At 64.0% G+C, this 20,867-nt stretch carries 18 protein-coding genes and 3 pseudogenes; 10 read left to right on the forward strand and 11 right to left on the reverse strand.

Annotated elements, in window-relative coordinates; translation table 11 throughout:
• Positions 1-94 precede the first annotated feature (94 nt).
• From thrC to AUC70_RS06955, 6 genes and pseudogenes are all read left to right on the forward strand, one after another.
• A pseudogene (gene thrC / locus AUC70_RS06930) lies at positions 95-1,489 on the forward strand (threonine synthase); the annotation flags it as partial.
• Positions 1,486-2,766 (forward strand): M16 family metallopeptidase, encoded by a 1,281-nt coding sequence (locus tag AUC70_RS06935; RefSeq protein WP_069444203.1) that lies wholly within the window; start codon positions 1,486-1,488, stop codon positions 2,764-2,766. The pseudogene thrC and the gene AUC70_RS06935, both read left to right, overlap by 4 nt.
• A 15-nt stretch (positions 2,767-2,781) precedes the next feature.
• Positions 2,782-3,384, forward strand: coding sequence for a GNAT family N-acetyltransferase (locus AUC70_RS06940; RefSeq protein ID WP_069444204.1), 603 nt, complete (start codon positions 2,782-2,784; stop codon positions 3,382-3,384).
• Positions 3,381-4,466: a 7TMR-DISMED2 domain-containing protein gene (locus AUC70_RS06945; RefSeq protein WP_141702007.1), complete on the forward strand. Its 1,086-nt coding sequence runs from the start codon at positions 3,381-3,383 to the stop codon at positions 4,464-4,466. Before AUC70_RS06940 ends, AUC70_RS06945 begins: the two co-directional genes overlap by 4 nt.
• Complete coding sequence (locus tag AUC70_RS06950) at positions 4,463-5,065, forward strand: PAS domain-containing protein (RefSeq protein WP_069444206.1); 603 nt, start codon at positions 4,463-4,465, stop codon at positions 5,063-5,065. Before AUC70_RS06945 ends, AUC70_RS06950 begins: the two co-directional genes overlap by 4 nt.
• Positions 5,050-6,465, forward strand: a complete 1,416-nt coding sequence (locus AUC70_RS06955) for a putative bifunctional diguanylate cyclase/phosphodiesterase (protein WP_069444207.1) — start codon at positions 5,050-5,052, stop codon at positions 6,463-6,465. Before AUC70_RS06950 ends, AUC70_RS06955 begins: the two co-directional genes overlap by 16 nt.
• A gap of 43 nt (positions 6,466-6,508) precedes the next feature.
• On the opposite strand, the gene AUC70_RS06960 is transcribed toward AUC70_RS06955, so the two are convergent.
• On the reverse strand, positions 6,509-7,114 hold the full coding sequence (locus AUC70_RS06960; RefSeq protein ID WP_069444208.1) for a YqgE/AlgH family protein: 606 nt from the start codon (positions 7,112-7,114) through the stop codon (positions 6,509-6,511).
• Positions 7,115-7,421: 307 nt separating this feature from the next.
• On the opposite strand from AUC70_RS06960, the gene AUC70_RS06965 reads away from it, so the two are divergent.
• Both AUC70_RS06965 and AUC70_RS06970 read left to right on the forward strand, forming a co-directional pair.
• Positions 7,422-8,141: a protein-disulfide reductase DsbD domain-containing protein gene (locus tag AUC70_RS06965; RefSeq protein WP_141702008.1), complete on the forward strand. Its 720-nt coding sequence runs from the start codon at positions 7,422-7,424 to the stop codon at positions 8,139-8,141.
• Positions 8,142-8,500: 359 nt separating this feature from the next.
• Positions 8,501-8,986: a peroxiredoxin gene (locus AUC70_RS06970; RefSeq protein WP_069444594.1), complete on the forward strand. Its 486-nt coding sequence runs from the start codon at positions 8,501-8,503 to the stop codon at positions 8,984-8,986.
• Positions 8,987-9,017: 31 nt separating this feature from the next.
• Here AUC70_RS06970 and rnhA read toward each other — a convergent pair whose 3' ends face one another.
• From rnhA to ispH, 3 genes and pseudogenes are all read right to left on the reverse strand, one after another.
• A complete protein-coding gene (gene rnhA / locus AUC70_RS06975) occupies positions 9,018-9,464 on the reverse strand; it encodes a ribonuclease HI (protein WP_069444210.1) in 447 nt (148 codons plus the stop codon).
• An 11-nt stretch (positions 9,465-9,475) separates the two neighbouring features.
• Positions 9,476-10,444 (reverse strand): homoserine kinase, encoded by a 969-nt coding sequence (thrB, locus tag AUC70_RS06980; protein ID WP_069444211.1) that lies wholly within the window; start codon positions 10,442-10,444, stop codon positions 9,476-9,478.
• Positions 10,445-11,436 (reverse strand): annotated as a pseudogene (gene ispH, locus AUC70_RS06985) (4-hydroxy-3-methylbut-2-enyl diphosphate reductase).
• Positions 11,437-11,689: 253 nt separating this feature from the next.
• On the opposite strand from ispH, the gene AUC70_RS06990 reads away from it, so the two are divergent.
• Entirely contained in the window at positions 11,690-12,316 is a 627-nt protein-coding gene (locus AUC70_RS06990; protein WP_141702009.1) for a hypothetical protein, read from the forward strand.
• A gap of 16 nt (positions 12,317-12,332) precedes the next feature.
• The gene (locus tag AUC70_RS06995; protein ID WP_069444213.1) at positions 12,333-13,112 is read left to right on the forward strand and encodes a phosphodiester glycosidase family protein; all 780 of its coding nucleotides are present in this window, start codon (positions 12,333-12,335) and stop codon (positions 13,110-13,112) included.
• A 9-nt stretch (positions 13,113-13,121) separates the two neighbouring features.
• Here the strand turns inward: AUC70_RS06995 and AUC70_RS07000 are convergent, their stop codons facing one another.
• From AUC70_RS07000 to smc, 7 genes and pseudogenes are all read right to left on the reverse strand, one after another.
• Entirely contained in the window at positions 13,122-14,609 is a 1,488-nt protein-coding gene (locus AUC70_RS07000) for a glycosyltransferase (protein ID WP_069444214.1), read from the reverse strand.
• A gap of 60 nt (positions 14,610-14,669) precedes the next feature.
• Positions 14,670-15,161, reverse strand: coding sequence for a F0F1 ATP synthase subunit B family protein (locus AUC70_RS07005; RefSeq protein ID WP_069444215.1), 492 nt, complete (start codon positions 15,159-15,161; stop codon positions 14,670-14,672).
• A 3-nt stretch (positions 15,162-15,164) separates the two neighbouring features.
• Complete coding sequence (locus AUC70_RS07010; RefSeq protein ID WP_069444216.1) at positions 15,165-15,650, reverse strand: F0F1 ATP synthase subunit B family protein; 486 nt, start codon at positions 15,648-15,650, stop codon at positions 15,165-15,167.
• 38 nt (positions 15,651-15,688) lie between these two features.
• Positions 15,689-15,916: a F0F1 ATP synthase subunit C gene (locus AUC70_RS07015; RefSeq protein WP_069436339.1), complete on the reverse strand. Its 228-nt coding sequence runs from the start codon at positions 15,914-15,916 to the stop codon at positions 15,689-15,691.
• A 39-nt stretch (positions 15,917-15,955) separates the two neighbouring features.
• Positions 15,956-16,680: pseudogene (locus tag AUC70_RS07020) on the reverse strand (F0F1 ATP synthase subunit A).
• Positions 16,681-16,757: 77 nt separating this feature from the next.
• Complete coding sequence (locus AUC70_RS07025) at positions 16,758-17,159, reverse strand: AtpZ/AtpI family protein (protein ID WP_069444217.1); 402 nt, start codon at positions 17,157-17,159, stop codon at positions 16,758-16,760.
• 222 nt (positions 17,160-17,381) lie between these two features.
• Positions 17,382-20,828: a chromosome segregation protein SMC gene (smc, locus tag AUC70_RS07030; RefSeq protein ID WP_069444218.1), complete on the reverse strand. Its 3,447-nt coding sequence runs from the start codon at positions 20,826-20,828 to the stop codon at positions 17,382-17,384.
• Positions 20,829-20,867 lie beyond the last annotated feature (39 nt).

The raw sequence follows: 20,867 nt of genomic DNA on the forward strand, positions 1-20,867 counted from the left end.
ATTGCGGGTGCGCGCTCCGGGGGCTAGGGTCTGGCAAAAAGTCTTGGAATTCCGGTGAGAGGCACATCTTGAAGTTCATTTCACGCGCGGGTCTGCCCCGGCGCTCTCTTTCGAGGGTGCGCTCTTGGCTGCGCTTGCGGACGACGGCGGCCTGTTCTTGCCCGAGAGCTGGCCCCATTTGTCACCGGACGAGATTGCCGCCCTCGCAGGCCTCGATTATTCCGACGCGGCCTACCGGGTCATGAGCCCCTTCCTCGAGGGCGATCCGTGCCTGAACGACCTCGAAGAGGTGCTGTCGGAAGCCTATGACGGGTTCCACCATCCCGCGGTCGCGCCGCTGACTCAGATTGGGCCCAACAGCTTCGTCCTGGAGTTGTTTCACGGCCCCACGCTGGCATTCAAGGACCTGGCCATGCAGGTCGTGTCGCGATTCATGAACCGTGCGCTCAAGCGGCGCGGACAGCGTGCCACGGTCGTCGGTGCGACCTCCGGCGACACGGGGGCGGCCGCGATCGAGGCGTTCCGGGGCCTGGACGCCATCGACGTCTTCATCCTGCATCCGAAGGGCCGGGTCAGCGACGTTCAACGGCGCCAGATGACCACGGCGACCGAGGCCAACATCCACAACATCGCGGTCGAAGGAACGTTCGACGATTGCCAGGCGATCGTGAAGGCGCTGTTCGGCGATCGGGAGTTGAACGCGCGCCTCGGCCTGACCGGGATCAACTCGATCAACTTCGCCCGCATCCTTGCCCAGATCGGCTACTACTTCACCTCGGCGGTGACGCTTGGAGCGCCCTACCGGCCGGTGGCCTTCTCGGTGCCCACTGGAAATTTTGGTGATATTTTCGCAGGTTACGCTGCCCGCGCTATGGGCCTGCCGGTCCAACGCCTCGTTATCGCCACGAACCTCAATGACAGTCTTCCCCGCGCATTGGCCTCAGGGACTTACGAGCCGCAGGGCGTGATCGCGACCTCAAGTCCCAGCATGGACATCCAGCTTGCCAGCAATTTCGAGCGCCTTCTGTTCGAGCTTGCAGGGCGGGATTCGTCCAGGGTTCGGAGCTTGATGGAGGATTTGCGTGCTCAGGGCTCGTTCACGCTGAGCCAGGGCGAGTTCGGGCAGCTCTGCGATCTTTTCAGTGCCCATTCCGCTGGAGAAGACGTGACGCAAATGACCATTCGGGGGGTATTTGAAGAGACCGGCATGGTGGTTGACCCGCACACAGCCGTCGGCATCGCGGCTGCCCGGCAGGAAGCGGGGCTCGGCACGACGCCCATGGTCATCCTGTCGACCGCGCACGCGGCCAAGTTCCCCGATGCCGTGCGCCGGGCCATCGGTATCGAGCCGGCCCAGCCCGAACGCCTCACCTTGAAGCTCGGCAGCGAAGAGCGCTGTACGGACATGCCCGCCGACTTCGCGGCGGTGGCGAACTTCGTCGTCGATCACGCACGCGCCGACGCACCGCTGACGGGAGCCGAGGCGTGAGCGTCACCCGGTCCACCCTGAGCAACGGTCTGACCGTTGTCAGCCACACCATGCCCGAAGTGGAGACCGTGTCGCTCGGCATCTGGGTCGGTGCGGGCAGCCGCTCAGAACAACTGATGGAGCACGGCGTCGCGCATTTCCTGGAGCACATGGCCTTCAAGGGAACCAAGCGGCGGACGGCGCGTGAGATCGTCGAGGAGATCGAGTCCGTCGGCGGCGACCTGAATGCGGCAACATCGGTCGATTCGACCGGGTACTATGCACGCGCATTCCCGAAGGATTTGCCGCTCGCATTGGACATCCTGAGCGACATCATCTTGGAGCCGAGCTTCGACGGCGGCGAACTCACGCGCGAGCGCGACGTCATTCTCCAGGAGATCGCCGCAAGTTCGGATTCGCCCGACGACATCGTCTACGACTTCGTGTCGGAAGCCGCGTTTCCCGATCAGCCCGTGGGGCGGCCCATTCTCGGCACGGCGGACAGCGTTTGTGCCTTCGAGAGGGACCATCTCGGGTCGTATCTCGCCACGCACTATCATGGGCCGAACATGGTGCTGGCGGCTGCGGGTGCGGTCGATCACGACGCACTTGTGGCGGAGGCTGAGCGCCGGCTATCCGGCTTGCCCTCCGACGGTACCCCGACTCCTCAGGAGGCGGTCTATCGCGGCGGTCGCCGCCAGTCGGACAAACCGTTCGAGCAGACGCATCTGATGATTGGGCTGGAGGCACCCGCCTATCATCAGCCGGACTATTTCACCGCGCAGATCCTTGCCGGCGCGCTCGGCGGGGGAATGTCGTCGCGGCTTTTCCAGGAAGTGCGAGAGCGGCGGGGTCTTTGCTATTCAGTCTACGCCTTTTCGACGGGGCTGACGGATAGCGGCATGTTTGTCATTCACGCGGCCGGCGCCCCCGAGAAATCCCACGAGCTGTTTTCCGTCATTCGCGACGAGTTGGACCGTGCGGCGAATGCCGGCTTCATCGAGGCCGAGCTCGGACGCGTGAAAGCCCAGATGAAGATGGGGCTTCTGGCGGCGCTCGAAAGTTCGAGCGCGCGGGCCGAACAACTGGCGCGTCACGTCCTGTTCTGCGGACGCGTATTGCCGACGGCCGAACTCGTCGAGCGGATCGAGGCCGTCGGGACTGCGGACCTGCAGGCCTTGCTGCAGAAGGTTTTGGGCACGCCTCTCAGTCTTGCGACTGTGGGGCCGGTTGCTAATCTTGGACGATTCGAAGCCGTGGCCGACAAGTTTATCGTGCCGGCGAGCAGAGCCGCCTGAAGAGAGTGTTGACGTATGGCCTTGCTGCGAGCTGCAACACCAGGGGATTTCGGTCCGGTTCTCGAGACCGATCGGGTGTTGCTGCGCGCGCCTCAAATGTCGGACTATCCGGCATGGGCGGAACTCCGTGCCGCAAGCCAGGATTTCCTCGTCCCGTGGGAGCCTCTCTGGGCGCCGGACGAGCTCTCCAGAGCCTCCTTCCGCCGCCGCATCCGCCATTATCTGCGCGATATGCGTGAGGACATGGGCTACGCCTTGTTCGTCTACGATACACACTCCACGGCTCTCGTGGGAGGGATCACCTTGTGCAATGTCCGGCGCGGCGTGACGCAGTCGTGTACGCTTGGCTATTGGGTCGGCGCGGCATACGCGCGGCAAGGATACATAACCGCCGCAGTTCGCGCAGTCGTGCCATTCGTATTTGACTCGCTCGAACTGCACAGGCTCGAAGCAGCCTGTCTGCCGACGAACACCGCGTCGATGCGGCTTCTGGAGCGCGTCGGGTTCAAGAAGGAAGGGCTCGCGCGCCGATATCTGCGCATCAACGGCGACTGGCGCGACCATCTGCTTTATGCGCTTCTGGAAACGGATCAGCGCGTACCGGGGAACGGAGGGTGAGTGTGGCCCCACATGGCTCGGTGACCGCCCATCACGCCGTGCCAAGACACTCCGACTCCCGGCGGCAGCGCCGGGTCGGAGCGCTTGTGCTCGCCTACGGGCTTCTGCTGGCCCTGTCACAGTTCTATCCCCCGCTTGCGGGTGTCGCCAACGCGATCGAAGCTCTAGCCGTCGACCCCGACGCCGCGAAGATGGAGATCACCACAAAGGGCGAACTCTACGAGGGGCGGGGAGACCGGCTGCAGATCGAAACGGCGCCCGGACCCGATGGCTATATCGGCCGTATGGCCGTTCAGGCCTCGACCCCCGGCACCGATCCCAGCTGGCTGGTCTTTGCGCTCTCGAACCCGTCGGACAGCCGCATCGTTCGCTGGCTCGTAGCGCCGCGCTATGCGCTCGCGAATTCCGGCGTATTCCGCCCGGAACTTGACGCGCCCCGCATCACGGCCGTCACGCCCTCACTCGGCTTCCGGCCGGAGTCGCTGCAAAGCGACCGCGCCGACATGTTCCGGCTGACCTTGGAGCCCGGGCAGACCGTGACCTACGCGGCGGAGCTGGCGTCCTCGAAGGTGCCGCAGCTCACCCTGTGGACCCCGAAATTCTACCAGGCCAAACAGCAGGACAGCATGCTGTTCAAGGGCGTGCTCTTAGGGATCACGGGTCTGCTGGCGATTTTCCTGACGGCGATCTTCGCCGCGAACCACCGCGCGATCTTCCCGGCCACCGCGCTCGTCGCCTGGGCGGCCCTGGTCTATTTCTGCGTCGACTTCGGCTTCTGGAACAAGTTGTTCCCGGTCGGCCCGGATCGCACAGCCACCTACCGCGCTGCGGCGGAGGCCGGCCTTGCCGCGAGCTTGGCGCTGTTTCTCTACACCTTCTTGCGCATCGGCCTCTGGCACGTGTGGATCCGCAGCGTGTTCTGGGTGTGGATCGCGGCGCAGTTCATCCTGATCGTCGTCGCGATCGTCGACCGCAGACGGCCGCGGGGCTTGCGCGCGCTTCGACCATCATCATCGCGGGCGTCGGAACCGTACTCATCGCCTATTTCGCGCTTCGCGGCCAGGACAGGGCGCTCTCGTTGATCCCGAGTTGGATGCTGCTGATCGTCTGGCTCTTGGGCGCCTCGATGATCGTCACGGGCAAGCTCTCCGGCGAGGTCGTCGGGTCGAGCCTCATCGCGGGCCTCGTTCTGATCTTGGTGTTGCTCGGCTTCACCGTCACCCAGTTCGCGTTCCACACAGGCGGGTCGGCGATGAGCCTGGGACCGCCCAGTCTCGTGCAGATGAAATCTCTCGCCGTCGATGGATCCGGCACCCACGTGTTCCAATGGCACGCGGGCCGCGATCTCATCACCGTGGGGCACGAGGTCGAAGCGGAACTTGGGCTGGAGCCCGGGGCGCTCAACGTGTCCGTCAGCGAGTTCCTGAAGCATATGCACGCCTCGGACCGCGAGCGCTTCCGGCTGCTCATGCAGTCCTTGCAGGAAAAGAAGGGCGGCGACTTCCAGACGGACTTCCGTCTCCGCCGTCACGACGGGACCTATCTTTGGTACGAACTCAACGCTCAGGCGGCCCCGAATGAGAACGTCCGCCTTCTGCGCTGCGTCGGCTTGTTGCGCGACGTGACCAATCTGAAGCGCTCCCATGAGCGCCTCATGCATGCGCCGTGCATGACAGCCTGACGGGCCTTCCCAATCGCCAGCTCCTCATGGATCGGCTGGACGGTGCCATCACCCGTGCGGCCGAAGGACAGTCGAACCGACCGACGATCCTTTTCATCGACATCGACCGTTTCAAGAACGTCAACAAGAGCTTCGGTCTCGTGATCGGGGACTCGATGCTCTTGACGCTCGGGCGCCGGCTCTCTCGCCATCTCAATCCGCAAGACACGCTTGCGCGTCTTGGCGGTGATCAGTTCGCGATCATGCTGATATCGGACAGCGATCCGCATCACGTCGCGACCTTGGCGGAGCGGGTACGCCGAGCGCTCCGCACGCCGATGAAGATCAGCACCAAGGAGATCATCCTCACCGCCTCGATCGGCATCGTCGTTCACGACGGCTCGCAAGCCAATGCACAAGAGATGCTGCGTGACGGCGAGTTGGGGATGCTGCGCGCCAAGCGCCGCGGGGCGGATCGCATCGAGATTTTCAATCCTGCCATGCGCACCGAGGAGGAGAACCGTCTCCCGCTTGAGAGCGAGCTGCGCATGGCGCTTCAGCGCCAGCAGATATCGGTGCTCTATCAGCCGATCACGCGCTTGGCGTCGAACCAGCTCGCCGGCTTCGAAGCTTTGATGCGCTGGGATCACCCGACCCGCGGCCGTCTGTCTCCGCAGGACTTCATTCCGCTCGCGGAGGAGTCGGGCCTGATCGTCGAACTCGGCAGCTACGTGCTCAGCCAAGCCTTGGACGAGGCGGCCACGTGGCATCGCGTCCTGCCGCGCGACCGCGATCCGCTGTTCGTCAGCGTCAATGTCTCGAGCCGGCAGCTCTTCCGCCAGGACATGGTGCAGGAGATCAGGCTGCTTCTCGCCCGCGAGCAGGTGGCGCGCGGAACGCTCAAGCTCGAAGTCACCGAGTCGCTGGTCATGGAGAACCCCGAGCGCGCCGTCGAGATTCTCACCTGGCTCAAGACCTATGGGGCGAGCCTCGCCTTGGACGATTTCGGCACGGGCTACAGCTCGCTCAGCTATCTGCACCGCTTCCCGTTCGACATCATCAAGGTCGACAAGTCGCTCGTGCACGACAGCTCGGACAATGACCAGACCCCGCTGATCCTGCGCTCGGTCGTGACGCTCGCGCACGAACTCGGGAAGGAAGTGGTTGCCGAAGGGGTCGAGACCCAGGCCGATGCGAACTATCTGCGCTCGATCGGCTGTGAGTTCGGGCAGGGCTTCTACTACGGCGAACCGATGTCGGCGCGTGATGTCGGCGCGCTGCTCAACGCGCTCGCCAATCACCGGCGCCGCAAAGAGCGCGAACGGGCGCAAGCCGAACGTGCGCCCTCCAGCCTCGATGTGGAGGTGCAGAACCAAGGCGATCTGCCGAGCCTGCCCGGGCCAACAACGGCTCAGGCCTAGCCCAAAGGTCCAATCGAAAAGACTGTTGAGGGGACAGCCATGCCTAGGCGTGGCCGGAGTCGCTCACGAGGTGGCTAGGGTCGACGCCGAGGCTGTCGAGGCGCCGATTGTATTTTCGGTCGACCGCCGGATCGAAAACCACTTCGGGGTCCGCCGGACAGTTGAGCCAGCCATTGGATTGAATCTCGTCCTCGAGCTGACCCGGCGCCCAGCCCGCATAACCCAAGGCGAGCAAGGCCTTTGCGGGGCCGCTGCCCTTGGCGATATCGCGCAGGATATCGATCGTGGCAGTCAGGCATACGCTGTCGTTGATCGGGAGCGTGCTTTCGGCCTTGAAATAGTCGGCGCTGTGGAGGACGAACCCCCGCCCGGTCTCGACGGGCCCTCCCAGATGGACATCCATGGCGTTCAATGCGGACGGCAGGGAGATGCGTTCCTCGGAGGGGACGATCTTCAACTGCTCCAGCAGTTCCGCGAAACTGATATTGGGCGCCCTCTGATTGATGACGATGCCCATGGCGCCTTCCGATGAGTGTGCGCAGATATAGATCACCGAGCGGGAGAAGCGGGGGTCTCCCATCGACGGCATCGCAAGTAAAAGCTGGCCGTCGAGATAGCCTTCCTCATCGGAATGAAAGTCTGGGTCCATAGCATCATGCTACAGCAGTTCCCGTTTCAGGGAAGAGGGCGGAGCGAAATAAGGCAGGGCCGTGCACTCTCGTCGCACCGGTCACAAAACAGTGAATCCTTAAGGTCTTAGTCAAGCTCGCTTGGGTACTCCTGTGCGAGTAAATTCTGCAAGCGATGTTGGACTTAATGATGAGACACGGATCGATCGACGCCCGACGCTCGCCGTCCTGGGCGCCTTGTTGTGTTGCGCCGGTGTCGCCGGCGTCAGCCTTGCCGCCGCCTCCGGCCAGTCTCCCTGGTCCGGCCAAGGCAAATCCAAGGTTCGCTTGGTCAGCGGCCTTGTGAACGAGGACGGCAAGCCCACCCGCTACGCCGGCGTGCAACTCAGGATGGACCAGGGCTGGAAGACCTATTGGCGCAATCCGGGTGATTCCGGCGTGCCGCCGAGCTTCGATTGGTCCGGCTCCAAGAACGTCAAAAGCATCGACGTTTTCTATCCTCTCCCGCATCGCTTCGCCGACGCGAACGGAACTGCAATCGGCTACAAGGACGACGTCGTGTTTCCGGTCAAGGTGACCCCTGAACAGGCTGACAAGCCCGTCCAGCTGGCGCTGACCTTCGACTACGGCCTGTGCAAGGATCTCTGCATCCCCAATTCCGTCGACCTCAGGGCGGTCCTGCCTGCCGATCTCGGCAAGGGCGATGCGCGCCTCATCGAACAGGCCATAGAGCGCGTTCCTGCTCCTGCCGGTCCTGATACGCTCCCGCGCCTTGGGGCCGTCACCGCCAACCTGGAGGGGGATGAGCCCACGCTGGAGGTCGAGGCGCTCTTTGCGCCCGGCGCCACGCATACCGATCTGTTCGTCACGAGTTCGGAAATCCTGGTGCCGGTGCCAAAGGCGCTTGGGCCGCTCACGGACGGACGGCAACGCTTTTCCGTGGTTTTCCCGACAGCTGAAGAGGGCGCTGCCATCAAGGGCAAGCCGCTGATATTCACCCTGGTTTCTGATCAGGGCTCAAGCGAGACCAGCCGCACCGAGCCTTAGCCGGCCAGGCTCATCGCGTCAGCGCGGGGGCCGTTGCAGCGCCGGCCGCAGCGCCTGCGCCCGCGCCTATCGGGCCCGCGAGGGCGGCTCCGAAAACCCCGCCTATGGCCGCGCCGCTCACGCGTTTCTGCCCGGTCGTACACCCGCCGGCGGCAATGCTGGCAGCTACAATCAGAACGATACCAAGACGTGTCATCGGGTCTCCCTGAGGGCTTTTCGTGTTATGGCGGTCGTAAGGGGTAACGCGGGCCGATAGCGTGGTGTTCCGCCTGCCGACTGGCGCTTTGGGGCCAAGCCGCTATGGTGGCGGCAGACAGCAACCAAAGGCCCTGGCCAAAACGACCGAGGAGACGATCCGCATGACAATTGCTGAAGGAGATATGCTTCCGGAAGCCACATTCCGCGCGATGGGTCCAGATGGGATCCAGACATTGACCTCAAAGGATGTGTTCGGCGGGAAGAAGGTTGTGCTGTTCGCTGTGCCGGGCGCCTTCACGCCAACCTGTCACCTGAAGCATTTGCCCGGCTTCATCGAAGCCGCGGATGCGTTCAAGGCAAAAGGCGTGGACGATGTAGTTTGCGTGGCGGTCAACGACCCGTTCGTGCTCGCGGCCTGGACCGAGATGACGGGTGCAGCCGACAAGGTCAAGATCCTGTCGGATGGCAACGCGGAATTCACGAAGAAGATCGGCATGGATTTCGACGGAAGCGGGGTCGGCCTCGGCACCCGGTCCAAGCGCTACGCGATGGTCGTGGAGGATGGCACCGTCAAGGCGCTGATGACCGAGGAGAATCCGGGTGTAGCGGAAGTCTCGGCGGCCGAGGCGGTCCTCGCGTCCCTGTAGAGCGATCCTGTTGTCGGCCTGGCTATTTGGCTCACCCTAGGAACGGCGCCATGCCTTCGCGCGCAAGTTCGTCGGCACGTTCGTTCTCGTCGTGCCCGGCGTGGCCCTTCACCCAATGCCATGTGACCTGGTGAGGGGCTTCGGCCTCCTCGAGCCGCTGCCACAACTCGACATTCTTGACGGGCTTCTTGTCGGCGGTGCGCCACCCGTTCCGCTTCCAGCCTTTGATCCAGCCGGTGATACCGCCGCGCAGATAGTTCGAGTCCGTATAGAGTTCGACGTCGGAAGGGCCCTTGAGAGCCTCCAGAGCCTCGATGGCCGCCATCAACTCCATGCGGTTGTTGGTGGTCTGCGCCGCGCCGCCCTTGAGCTCTTTGCGATGAGGGCCCGACTCCAAAATGGCGCCCCAGCCGCCGGGGCCCGGGTTTCCGGAACAAGCGCCATCTGTGTGAATCACGACTTTGGGGCGGCCAGCCATAGTCTCCGTCCTCAGTCCGAGCCCAGCCCGTAGTCGCGATAGGATTGCACGCGCTGGTGAAAGCGCAGCTTCCTCAAATATTCGCGCGGGTCCTTGGTCTTTACGAGCGCGTTGGCGTCCGTATTCAGGAGATCGTAGGTGCGGGTCAGCAGGAAGCGCAGGGCCGCGCCACGTGCGAGCAGGGGCAGCGCATCCAGTTCCGGCTCTGTGAGGGGCCGCGCCCGCTCATAGGCCTGCAGCATCGCCCGCGCCTTGGTGACATTGAACGAGCCATCGGGCTCGAAACACCAAGCATTGAGGCAGACCGCCACATCGTAGGCCATCATGTCGTTGCAGGCGAAGTAGAAGTCGATCAGGCCGGAAAGCTTGTCGCCCAGAAAAAATACGTTATCGGGAAACAAGTCGGCGTGAATCACGCTCACAGGCAGGTTCGTGTCCCACTGTGCGCCGAGGAAATCGAGCTCGCCCGCGATCGCGTCGTGCAGGCCCGGAATGACGCCGTCGGCGGCACCGCGCACATCATCGAACAACGAACGCCAGCCTGGTAGCGACAGGTCGTTGTCCCGCCGCATGGGAAAATCGAGCCCTGCCAGATGGAACTTCGCGAGCGCCGTCCCGAGCTCGGTGCAATGGACGATGTCGGGACGCCGGATCCAAACGCCCTCCAAGAAGCTGATCAGCGCGGCCGGCCGGCCGGCGAGCTCGCGCAGGATGCGGCCCTCGCGGTCGCGCACCGGCAAGGGGCAGGTGATGCCCCGCGCGGCGAGATGCTCCATCAGCGAGAGGAAGTACGGCAGGTCTTCCGCGCGCACCCGCTTTTCGTAGAGCGTCAGGATGAAGGGATCTGCGTCCGTGTGGACGAGGTAGTTGGTGTTCTCAACGCCTTCGGCGATGCCCTTGAACGATGTCAGCGCGCCGATGTCGTAGCTTGCGATGAAGGCTTCGAGCTCTTGATCGCTAACGTCCGTGTAGACAGCCATCTATGCCGCCGTCGAATCTCTCAAGGGACGGGGCAGCTTGAAGGAGATCGTCTCCTCGGCGGTCGTCACGGTCTCGATGCTCACGTCGAAGCGTTCCTTGAAGGCGTCGATGATGCTGTCGACTAAGACCTCCGGTGCGGAAGCGCCTGCCGTCACGCCGAGACTGCGAATATTCTCGAATTCAGTCCAGTCGATCTCGCTGCCTTGTTCCAGAAGCATGGCACGCGGACACCCGGCGCGCTCGGCCACTTCGACGAGGCGCATGGAATTCGAGCTATTCGGTGATCCGACGACAATCATCCTGTCACACTGTGGCGCGATTCGCTTGACCGCGTCCTGCCGGTTCGTCGTCGCGTAGCAAATATCGTCCTTGCGCGGGACGGCGATATCCGGGAACCGGTTCTGCAGGATCGCCAGGATCTCGCGCGTGTCGTCCACCGACAGGGTCGTCTGGGTAATGACGGCGAGTTTGGACGGGTCCTTCGGCACGAAACTATTTGCGTCTTCGTTCGTCTCGATCAGGGTGATCGCGCCTGGCGGCAACTGCCCGATCGTGCCGATCACCTCCGGATGCCCGGCGTGCCCGATCAGCAGGATTTCGTGGCCGCGGTCGAACAGCCGTTCCGCCTCTATATGCACTTTTGAGACGAGGGGACAGGTTGCGTCCAACACGAACATGCGGCGATTGCGTGCGTCGGCAGGAACGGACTTCGGCACCCCATGCGCGGAGAAAACGATCGGAGCGTCCGACTCGGGAATCTCCTCGAGTTCCTCGACAAAGACTGCGCCCTTTGCCTCAAGGGATTCGACCACATAGCGGTTATGAACGATGGCATGGCGCACATAGACAGGGGCGCCATACTTCTCGAGCGCAGCTCGACGATCTGGATGGCGCGGTCGACGCCCGCGCAAAAGCCGCGCGGCGCCGCAAGGTAGACGGTGAGTTTGGGCCGCGCGCCATTCTGCTTGGTCTCGGGGGTCGTGCAGGTCATCCATGCTCCAGAACTGCTCTGTTTCGGTCCCAACGGCCCCATTTCAGCCCAAAACAACGCCGAGCTTGCCTCCGGCGGACCGGAATGTCCCCCTTCGGCGGCCCGAGACGGGTCTTGTAGGGACTGACATCGGCCGATAGTTTCGGCACAAATGGCGGCCCGGGGGCGCGCTGGTCGTCAATCGAACAAGTCTTCGCGCGCTCGGGCATATCAGGCTCGGACGCCTGGCATGTCAAGCGAAGGACGGGGAGAGTTGAGGCGTAAGGACGGGCACATCTGGAGCAGCGGCATCGGGCTCGCGGCACTCTTTCTGAGTGTTGCGCTCGTATCGGGCTGCGGCGGCGGCGGTGGAACCACGGGGTTCTCCAGCGAGCGCCTGCCTGACACCTTGCCGACCATCAAGATGCCGTCGTTGTCCGGCTCCAACCCGCAACCGGATCCGGTGACCGCGCCTCCGATCACGACGGCCGACGGCCGGGCGACCAGTTGTCCCCAGGTCGTGGCCTGGCCGAACGAGAAGCTCAAGACCGTCTATCAGAACGGCCACGATGGCGATGCGAACTTCATCCTGTATCGCGGCGAGATCACGAAACTTTCGCGCGAGTGCCGTGTCTATGGCGGGCGTGTCGTCGTGAAATACGGCTTCGCCGGACGTCTCCTGCTCGGGCCGAAAGGCTATCCGGGAAGCTTCTCGTTGCCTGTATCCGTCAAGGCGACGGACGCCTACAAGGCGCAGATCGGACAGGATCGCATGTCGGTCCGCGTGACGGTGCCCGGCAATCAGACCGTGGGCTATTTCTCCATGGTGCGCGAGATGTCCTTGCCCGTGCGGACGGGGACGCGGCTCCAGGACTATAAAATTTTCGTGGCGCTGAAGTAGGGACGCGGGACCCATCATGCGACAGCGCGCGATCTGGGGTTTGACGGCGCTCGTTCTCGCGATGGCGCTTGTGCTCCTTGGTGCGGCTCCTGCCGCAGCCGAAGGCTGCCGGGACCGCACACTTCTCAGTACCTCCTATATCGTCTGCGCGTTCAATCCGGCGACGGACGATCTTCACCTCTATTGGCGCGGGCAGAACGGACGCCCGTTCCGCACCTTCAATGCGCTGTCCCGCGCGCTGAAGAGCCAAGGCAGGGACCTCGTCTTCGCCATGAATGGCGGCATGTATGAGCGCGACTTCAGCCCCGTCGGTCTTCATATCGAGCAGGGCAACACGCTCTCGCCGCTCAACACCAAGACCGTCACGGGGCGCCCGAGCCAGATCCCGAATTTCTACAAGAAGCCGAACGGCGTCTTCTATTGGGGGCAGGGGCGTGCCGGCGTTCTCGAGAGCAGCCGGTTCGGCGCGCAAAAGCCGCCCTCCGCGTTCGCCACGCAATCGGGGCCGATGCTGGTTGTCGAAGGCAAGATCCATCCGGCCTTCATCGAGAAGTCGACCGACTTCAAGCAGCGCAACGGTGTCGGTGTAGCCCCGGACGGCACGGTCTATTTCGTGATGACCAAGGGACGCGTCAGCTTCTACCAGTTCGCCCGCGCGTTTCGGGACGGGCTCGGCGTGCAGGACGCGCTGTTCCTCGACGGAGGCTGGGCGCCGGGAATCTACGCCCCGGAGCTGGGGCGGAACGATTCCCCGGGCCACGGCGGCTACGGGCCGATCATCGCCGTGGTGGAGTAGGGCGCGGGCCTAATCGCAGTTGGGCCAGCACGCCGCGGTCGTGTTGGTCAAAAGCTCCAGCCAACTCTTCACCTGCGCGAACACCAGAAAATTGTCGTGTACCCGTTGCCGGGCGCTACGCCCGAAGGCGGCTCGCTTGGCCCCGTCGCTCAATAGCGCATCGAGCCCATGGGCGATCTCGGCGGGGTCTTCCGGGTTCTTGATCAGCAGCCCGTCCAAGTCGGGACGGACCTGCTGCTTGATGCCGACTGCACTCGACGCCATCAGCGCCGCGCGTTTCCACATGGGTTCGGTGACCGTCAGTCCGAAGCCTTCCTGGATCGAGTTCTGCACCACGATGTCGGAGCAGCATTGAAGCGCATTGACGATGAGGGCGTTGTTCTCCTTCGAGGACATCGGCAGGGAGAGGATCGCAACATCGGCCTGCAGGTGCGGCGGCAGCGCGCTGTAGGCTGCACAGAGCTCGGAAAGGACCTCCTTGCCCTCGGGGTCGTCGTCGACCGAGGCCGGGTCCGGCCCGGCCAGGACGAGGCGGACAAGTTGAAGCGCACGTAAATGGTGGTTGTCGAGATCCGTGCGGGCCTCGATGCCGCGTTTGAGCGAGACGAAGCCTTCCATCAGCGGAAAGAATCCTTTGAGCCGGTCCCAGCGCGAGATTTGGGTGACGATCGGGCGGAAAAGGAGGCCGAAATCCTCCGGCTCGGTCGCAGGCGCCCAATCGCCGTCGGCCTGGAGCCGCCTGGCAGGCTCCGCGTAGGCCGGCGATATAACCGGTCCCCACGGTTTGACCAGCGCGGAATTGGCGAGGATTCCGACCAGGTCGTGCACTTGGAGGTGCCGATTCTTGTGGCTGAGCGGGTCGATCGCCGGATGGATAATGGTGGCGCGCCCGGCAAGAACGCTCGGAATGTACTCCGGCGCCGTGAAGACCGCATGGTCATACGGCTTCAGATAGGGATCGAGAAAACCCCACGCAGCGCGCGTCTCCGCCGTCTCATGGTCAAGACCGATGTGGCAGCGCCAGATCGCCGCGATATCCATCTTCTCGCGCAGCAGGGCGCCCGCGCCCATGGGCTGCGGGTCGTGGACCACCAGCACGTCGCCGGGCTGCAGGAATTCTTCCATCGCCGCCGCGTTCTCGGCACTGACCCGGTCGTAGACCGCATGGTCAGGTGTCCCCAGATTGGGATCGCCGGCGCCATGGATGAGGTTGTGCAGGTTCTTGGTCAGCCGGAAAAAGGCCTGCTCCTGCGTCTCGATCACCAGCCAGTGGGTGTCGACGCCGAGCTCTCGCAGGATGCTCAGGAGCGCCGGCAGCATCTCGGCCACGCCGCCGCCTTGCGCAGTGCTGTTGACCATGACGAGGCGTCGCCCATCGAACCCGGCCAAGCGGCTTTCGGCCTCTTGCCGAAGGCTGCGCACCGTGGCGCCCAAATCCGCGACGCCCTCATAGTCAGAGAGCGACACCGGATGGCGAGGTTCGACGATCTGAACCATGCCGGAACACTATCGCACCGACACGCAGAATTGCCAAAAAGGCGAAGGGAAACTGAGCTGCTAGTTGAGCTTCGACTTCAGGTCGTCGATGCCGGCACCGATGAGCTTGTCGGCCGTCTCCGGCGTCAGCGAGCTGGAAATGACGGTCTGCGCGGCGCTGACCGCCGCATCGGCAGCCGCGGCCCGCACGTCGCGGAGCGCATCGGCTTCAGCTTGCGCGATCTTGTCCTCGGCCATCTTCATGCGCCGCTCGAACTGCTCAGTCATAGCGCGGGAGGTCTCCAGCGCCAGCGCCTCGGCCTCTTTCGCGGCGAGCTCGATGATGTCCTCGGCCTCGCGGGCGGCGTTGGCGGTCTTCTTCTTGTAGTCGGCGAGAACGGCCTCGGCCTCCTCGCGGAGCGCCTGCGCGTCCGCGAGTTCCTTGGCGATCGCCGAGGCCCGATTGTCGAGCGCGGAGGCGATCATCTTGTGGGCCCCGAAATACACGACGAGGCCGACGAACAGGAAGAAGGAGACCGCGACCCAGAACTCTGCCGTTGCGAGGAATTCCATCTCTTACGCCTTCCGTGCCGCCGTAACGGCCTTTTCGAGATCCGCCTTCGGGGGCGCGACGCCGATAAGCTGCTTGACGATGTCGGCCGCCGCTTCCGTCGCAACGGTGTTGACGTCCTTCATCGCCGAGTCCCTAGCCTTCTCGATCCGTGCCGCCGCTTCCGCAGCCTTGTCGGCCAGCTGCTTGTCGAGCTTGGCCCGCTCCGCGTCGGTCTCCGCCTTCAGCTTGGCGCGGCCTTCTTCGACGATGGCATGCGCCTTCTGCTTGGCCTCGGCCAAAGCCTGCTCGTAAGCGGCAATGGCCTCCTCGGTCCCGCGCTTGTTCTTCTCAGCCGCCTCGAGGTCGCCGGCGATTCTCGCCGCACGCCTGTCGATGACCGTGCTGATGCGCGGGATCGCGACCCACACCATCAGCAGATAAAGAATGCCGAAGGTAATGAGTAGCCAGATGACTTGCGGAGCCCAATCGATCGGATTGAGTTGCGGCATAGGTCGTGTCCTTTTGAGAGAGCTTGCTTTAGCTCAGACTAGAACACGAACAGGATGATCAGTGCCACCACGAGGCCGAACAGGCCGGTCGCTTCGGCAAGAGCAAAGCCGAGAAGCAGGTTGGCGAACTGACCGGGAGCGGCCGACGGGTTGCGAAGCGCACCCTGCAGGTAGCTACCGAAGATGGTTCCGATACCGAGACCGGCACCGATAAGAGCGAGCGAGGCCAGGCCCGCGCCGATAAACTTTGCTGCTTCTGCTTCCATGATCTTAGTCTCCTTGAACGATCGAATATCTATGTGAGCTTAGTGAAGGTGGAGCGCATCGTTGAGATAGATGCAGGTGAGGATGGCGAACACATAGCTTGCAGGAACGCCACCAGAATTTCGAGGCCGGTGAAGGCCACCATGAAGGCCAATGCCGCCCAGCCGCCGAGAACGCCCATGGCGACCACGAAGGCGCCGAACACTTTCAGCAGGGTATGACCGGCGGTCATGTTGGCGAACAGACGAACCGAAAGACTCAAGGGCCGCGTCAGATAGGAGATCACCTCGACCACCACGATCAGCGGCAGGAGGATGAACGGGACGCCCTTGGGCACGAAGAAACTGAAGAAGTGCGCGCCGTGCTTCACGAAACCGATGATCGTGACGCCGATAAACACCATCAGCGCGAGAGCGAAGGTCACGATGATGTGGCTGGTCACGGTGAAGGAGTAGGGCATCATGCCGAGCATGTTCATGGTCAGCACGAACATGAAAAGCGTGAAGATAAACGGGAAATACTTCATCCCGTCGGTGCCCACATTGTCGCGCACCATGTCGGCGACGAAGGAATAGGCGAGCTCGGCGACCGACTGGGTGCGGTTCGGAACCATCTCGGCTTTGCGCATGGCGAATACGATGAAGACCGTGATGAGCACGGCGCCGATCACCATGAACAGTGCGGAATTCGTGAAAGACGCGTCGAAGCCGAAAATATCCAGCGGCACGATGCGCTGAATCTCGAACTGGTGCATCGGATCCGGCATACCTGTGCCGGTGCCGTGACCATCCCCGTGACCCGCGCTCTCAGCGGCGTAAGCTGCCCCAATCAAGGTCAAAGCCCCTAATCCTCATCGTCTCTTGTCACCGCATCGCGCTCCTTCTTGGTGCGCAAGTGATGACCGGGCATCGGCTCGCCCTGCATTGTCTTTGCCGTTCGTATCACGTTCATGATCCCGCTGGCGGCGCCCAAAACCAGGAATACCAACATCAGGATCGGCTTCGTGCCGAACAGCTGGTCCAGTGCCCAGCCGATAAACCCCCCAACCGCGACGCTGGCGACCAGCTCGATCGACAGCTTGAAAGCTTGGCCCATGGCCTGGCCGCGTCCCTCGGTATTAACCGTCGGCGGACGCAGGCCCTTGGCCTCCATCAGCTTCCCATCGAGCGTGTCTAGCCGCCGCCGAATGCTCTCAGTGTCCTGATCGCCGTTTCCGGCTCCGGACTGATTTTCGGCTCCGGCCATAGGCTATTGCTCAATTCCGGGAGAGCCCCAGAGGACCGGCTGGCCCCCAAGCTTCGCGCGCACTTTAGTTAGGGAATCCCGAGTGTCAAGAAAGTCCCCGCCGTTGTGACGCCGCATGTGAGGCGCGGGCAACGGTTGGGCGAGATGACCCAAGCGAGAGGCTGGAAATGCCCTGAAAACGGCTGGAAAACCGGCCGCGGCCGGCTACCGGTGCTACGAGGACTAGCCCGCGTCGCGAAGCTGCTCGGCGGTCTCCAGATCGACGGACACCAGCTGGCTCACGCCCCGTTCCTGCATGGTCACGCCGAACAGGCGGCTCATACGCGCCATGGTCAGCGGATGGTGGGTGATGATGAGGAAGCGCGTCTGGGTTTCCTTCGACATTTCCTCCATGAGCCGGCAGAAGCGGTCCACATTGGCGTCGTCCAAAGGCGCGTCCACCTCGTCCAGCACGCAGATGGGCGAGGGATTGGTCAGGAACACCGCGAAAATCAACGCCAAGGCGGTCAACGCCTTTTCGCCACCCGACATCAGCGTCAGGGTCTGGGTCTTCTTGCCCGGGGGCTGCGCGAAAATCTCGAGACCCGATTCGAGCGGATCGTCAGAATCGACGAGCCTCAGCTCGGCCGAGCCGCCGCCGAACAGCGTCTGGAATAGGCGCGAGAAATGCGTGTTGACCGTGTCGAAGGCCTCGAGGAGCCGTTTGCGCCCTTCGCGGTTGAGGCTGGAAATGCCGGCGCAGTTGCGCGATCGCTTCTTCGCGTCGCCCTTCTCGCGCTCCATGCCTTCCAGCTGTTCGGCAAGCTCGATCTCTTCCTCTTCGGCGCGCAAGTTCACTCCGCCGAGCCGTTCGCGGTCGGCCTTGAGCTTGGCCAGGCGCGGCTCGACCTCCTCCAGGGAGGGCAGTTCGGCCCCTTCGGCGAGATTGGCGCGCGGCAGACATTCTTCCGGCGCACAGTCGACCTGCTCGCGGATGAGCCTGGACAGTCCGGAGCGGCGCTCCCGGGCGCCTTCAAGCCGCGCCTCGCTGCGTGCCTTGCCCTCGCGGGCCGAAGACAGACGTTCCTGGACGGCGCGCAGAGCCTTGTCCTGCTCACGCAACGCGGTTTCCGCCTCCGCCAGATCGTCAGCGGCCTTGGACCGGTCGCGTTCCGCCTCCGCGATAGCGTTCATCAGCTTGCCGCGGCGCTCTTCGATCTCGGCCGGCAGGTTGGCGAGGGCTTCGAGGTCGGCCGTCGTTTCGGATTTGCGCGCGCCCAGCGTCTCGATGTGCTGTTGCGCGTTCGCGATCCGCTTACGCCAGAGATCCTCTTCGGCCGTGATGGCCTTGATGCGCTCCGTGCGGAGCCGCACTTCGTTTTCGAAGCTCTTGAGATTCGCTTGTGCCTGCGCCGCCTCGGAGCGGGCATTGGCGGCGTCACCTTGCGCCGCTTCCAGCGCTGCCGTCAGCCCATCCAGCGCCGTGAGTTCCTGCAGAGCGCCAGCCGCGGCCTCTGCCTGTTCCTGGGCCTCGTCGCGAGCGGCCTTGGTGCGGCTCAACGCTTCAGACAAAGCACCCAATTGTTTGCTGTTGGCCTGAACTTCGCGCTCCACCGTGGCGATGGCGCTGCGCGTCCGGTCGAGTTCGGCGCGGTCGTCCTTGATCTTGAGGCGAAGGTCCTTCGTCTTCTGGCTTGCAGCCTGACTCGCCTCGGTCGCGGCCTCGAGCGCCGCTTGGGCCGCCGTCTGCGCGTCCTCGGCATCGACCTTCAGAGCTTTTAGCGATTCGAGCCGTGTGCGCTCCTCGAGCCGTGCACCTTGCGCCGTCGCCGCCCCCGCTTGGACGCTGTAGCCGTCCCAGCGCCACAGATCGCCGTCTTTCGAGACGAGGCGCTGGCCGGGGCTCAACACGGCCTGCAGTTCGGCCCCTTGGTCGGCCTCGACCACGCCGATCTGCGACAGCCGGCGCGCTAGGGCCTCGGGGCCGGTGACGAACTGGCTGAGAGGGATAACGCCGTCAGGCAGGGCCGGATCGTCGGCGCCGGCGGCGAAGTTGCGCCAATGCACCGGGGCGCTGTCTTCGGCGGCAGCGTCGAGATCATCACCCAGCGCCGCGCCGAGCGCGTGCTCGTAACCACCCTCGATCCGGACATCCTCGACGATCGGGGTCCACTCGTTCGGCGGCGCCAGGAGCTTCAACAGGGTTGCAAGCTCGGTCTCGATCTCCTGACGGGCAAGGTTGGCGTCGGCAAGCGCGCTCCGAAGCCGCGTCTCCTCGGCCCTGGCTTGCTCCTCGTCGGCCTCGGCCTGCGTCAGGGCCGTGGCGGCTTCCTCGAGAAGTGCGGAGGCCCGCTCGGCTTCGGTATTCAGTTCGGTAAGTTTCGCCTCGCCGCCGCTTTCCGCCTCGAGATCGGCGAGCTGCTGCGCCAGATCCTCGGATTGGGACTGAAGCTGGGCGATCCGGCTGGCGAGCCGGGTTTGATCGTTCTCCAGGCGGCCGCGCTCGGCCCGCGCCTCGGCAAGCTCCGTCGTGGCCGCGCGCAGGGCCGTTTCGGCCTCGCCCAGTACGGTGGCCGCGGTGGCGGCAGCTTCGCGCAATTGCGGCTCCACGCTGTCGTCAGTGCCGGCGGCCTCGAGCCCGGCCTTTTCCGCGCCTAGGCCTTCCAGAACCTTGTTGGCTTCGGCGATTTGCTCCTCTTCGCGAGTCAGATCGCGGGCAGTCTGGGTAAGCTGCGTTTCCAGCTCGTCCTGCCGGGCCTTAGCGCGGGCTTCCTCGCGCTCCAGGGCATCGCGATCCACGGTGAGGCGGTGCAGGACCGCCGCGCGCGCAGCCTCTTCGTCGCGCAAGGGCTGAAGTTTCTCCGCCGCCTCGGACCGGGCCCGCAAAGCCTCCGCCTCGGCCTTGGTCTCCTCGGCCACTGTCCGCAGCGACTCCTGGAACGCCGCCTCGTCCCCTTCGACCTGCGCACAGGCCGCCACCCATTGCAGGTGGTAGGAGAGGGCTTCCATCTCCTGAATCTTCGTCGAAATATCGCGGTAGCGCTTTGCCTGACGGGCCTGCCGGCGCGTCGCCTGAAGCTGCGAGGTCAACTGACCGATGAGATCGGCGAGGCGGGCGAGATTGCTTTCCGCCGCCTTGAGGCGCAGTTCCGCTTCGTGGCGCCGGCTGTGAAGGCCGGCGACGCCCGCGGCGTCCTCCAGCACGCGCCGCCGCTCCAAGGGCGTGGCGCTGACGATCTCTCCAATACGGCCCTGTTGCACGAGGGCCGGCGAGCGGGCGCCGGTCGCGGCGTCTTCGAACAGGAGGCGGACATCGCGCGCCCGCACATCCTTACCGTTGACGCGATAGGCGGAGCCGGCTTCGCGCTCGATCCGCCGCGTCACTTCCAGGACGTCGGCGTCGTTGAATTCGGCAGGTGCCAGCCGCTCGCTATTGTCGATGAAAAGAGTGACCTCGGCCGTGTTCCGTGCCGGCCGGTCCTGCGCGCCCGCGAAGATGACATCGTCCATGGCCGAGCCGCGCATGCTCTTGTAGGACGTCTCGCCCATGGCCCAGCGCAGGGCTTCCAGCAGGTTGGACTTGCCGCAGCCATTGGGGCCGACCACGCCGGTCAAGCCGTGTTCGATGACGAGCTCTGTGGGCTCGACGAACGATTTGAACCCAAGAAGGCGAAGCCTGGAGATTTGCACCTGCTGACGATCCTTATCTGCTACCGGGCGTAGTTTGGA

The sequence above is a fragment of the Methyloceanibacter stevinii genome (assembly GCF_001723355.1).
In the GTDB taxonomy this organism is placed as follows: Bacteria; Pseudomonadota; Alphaproteobacteria; order Rhizobiales; family Methyloligellaceae; genus Methyloceanibacter; species Methyloceanibacter stevinii.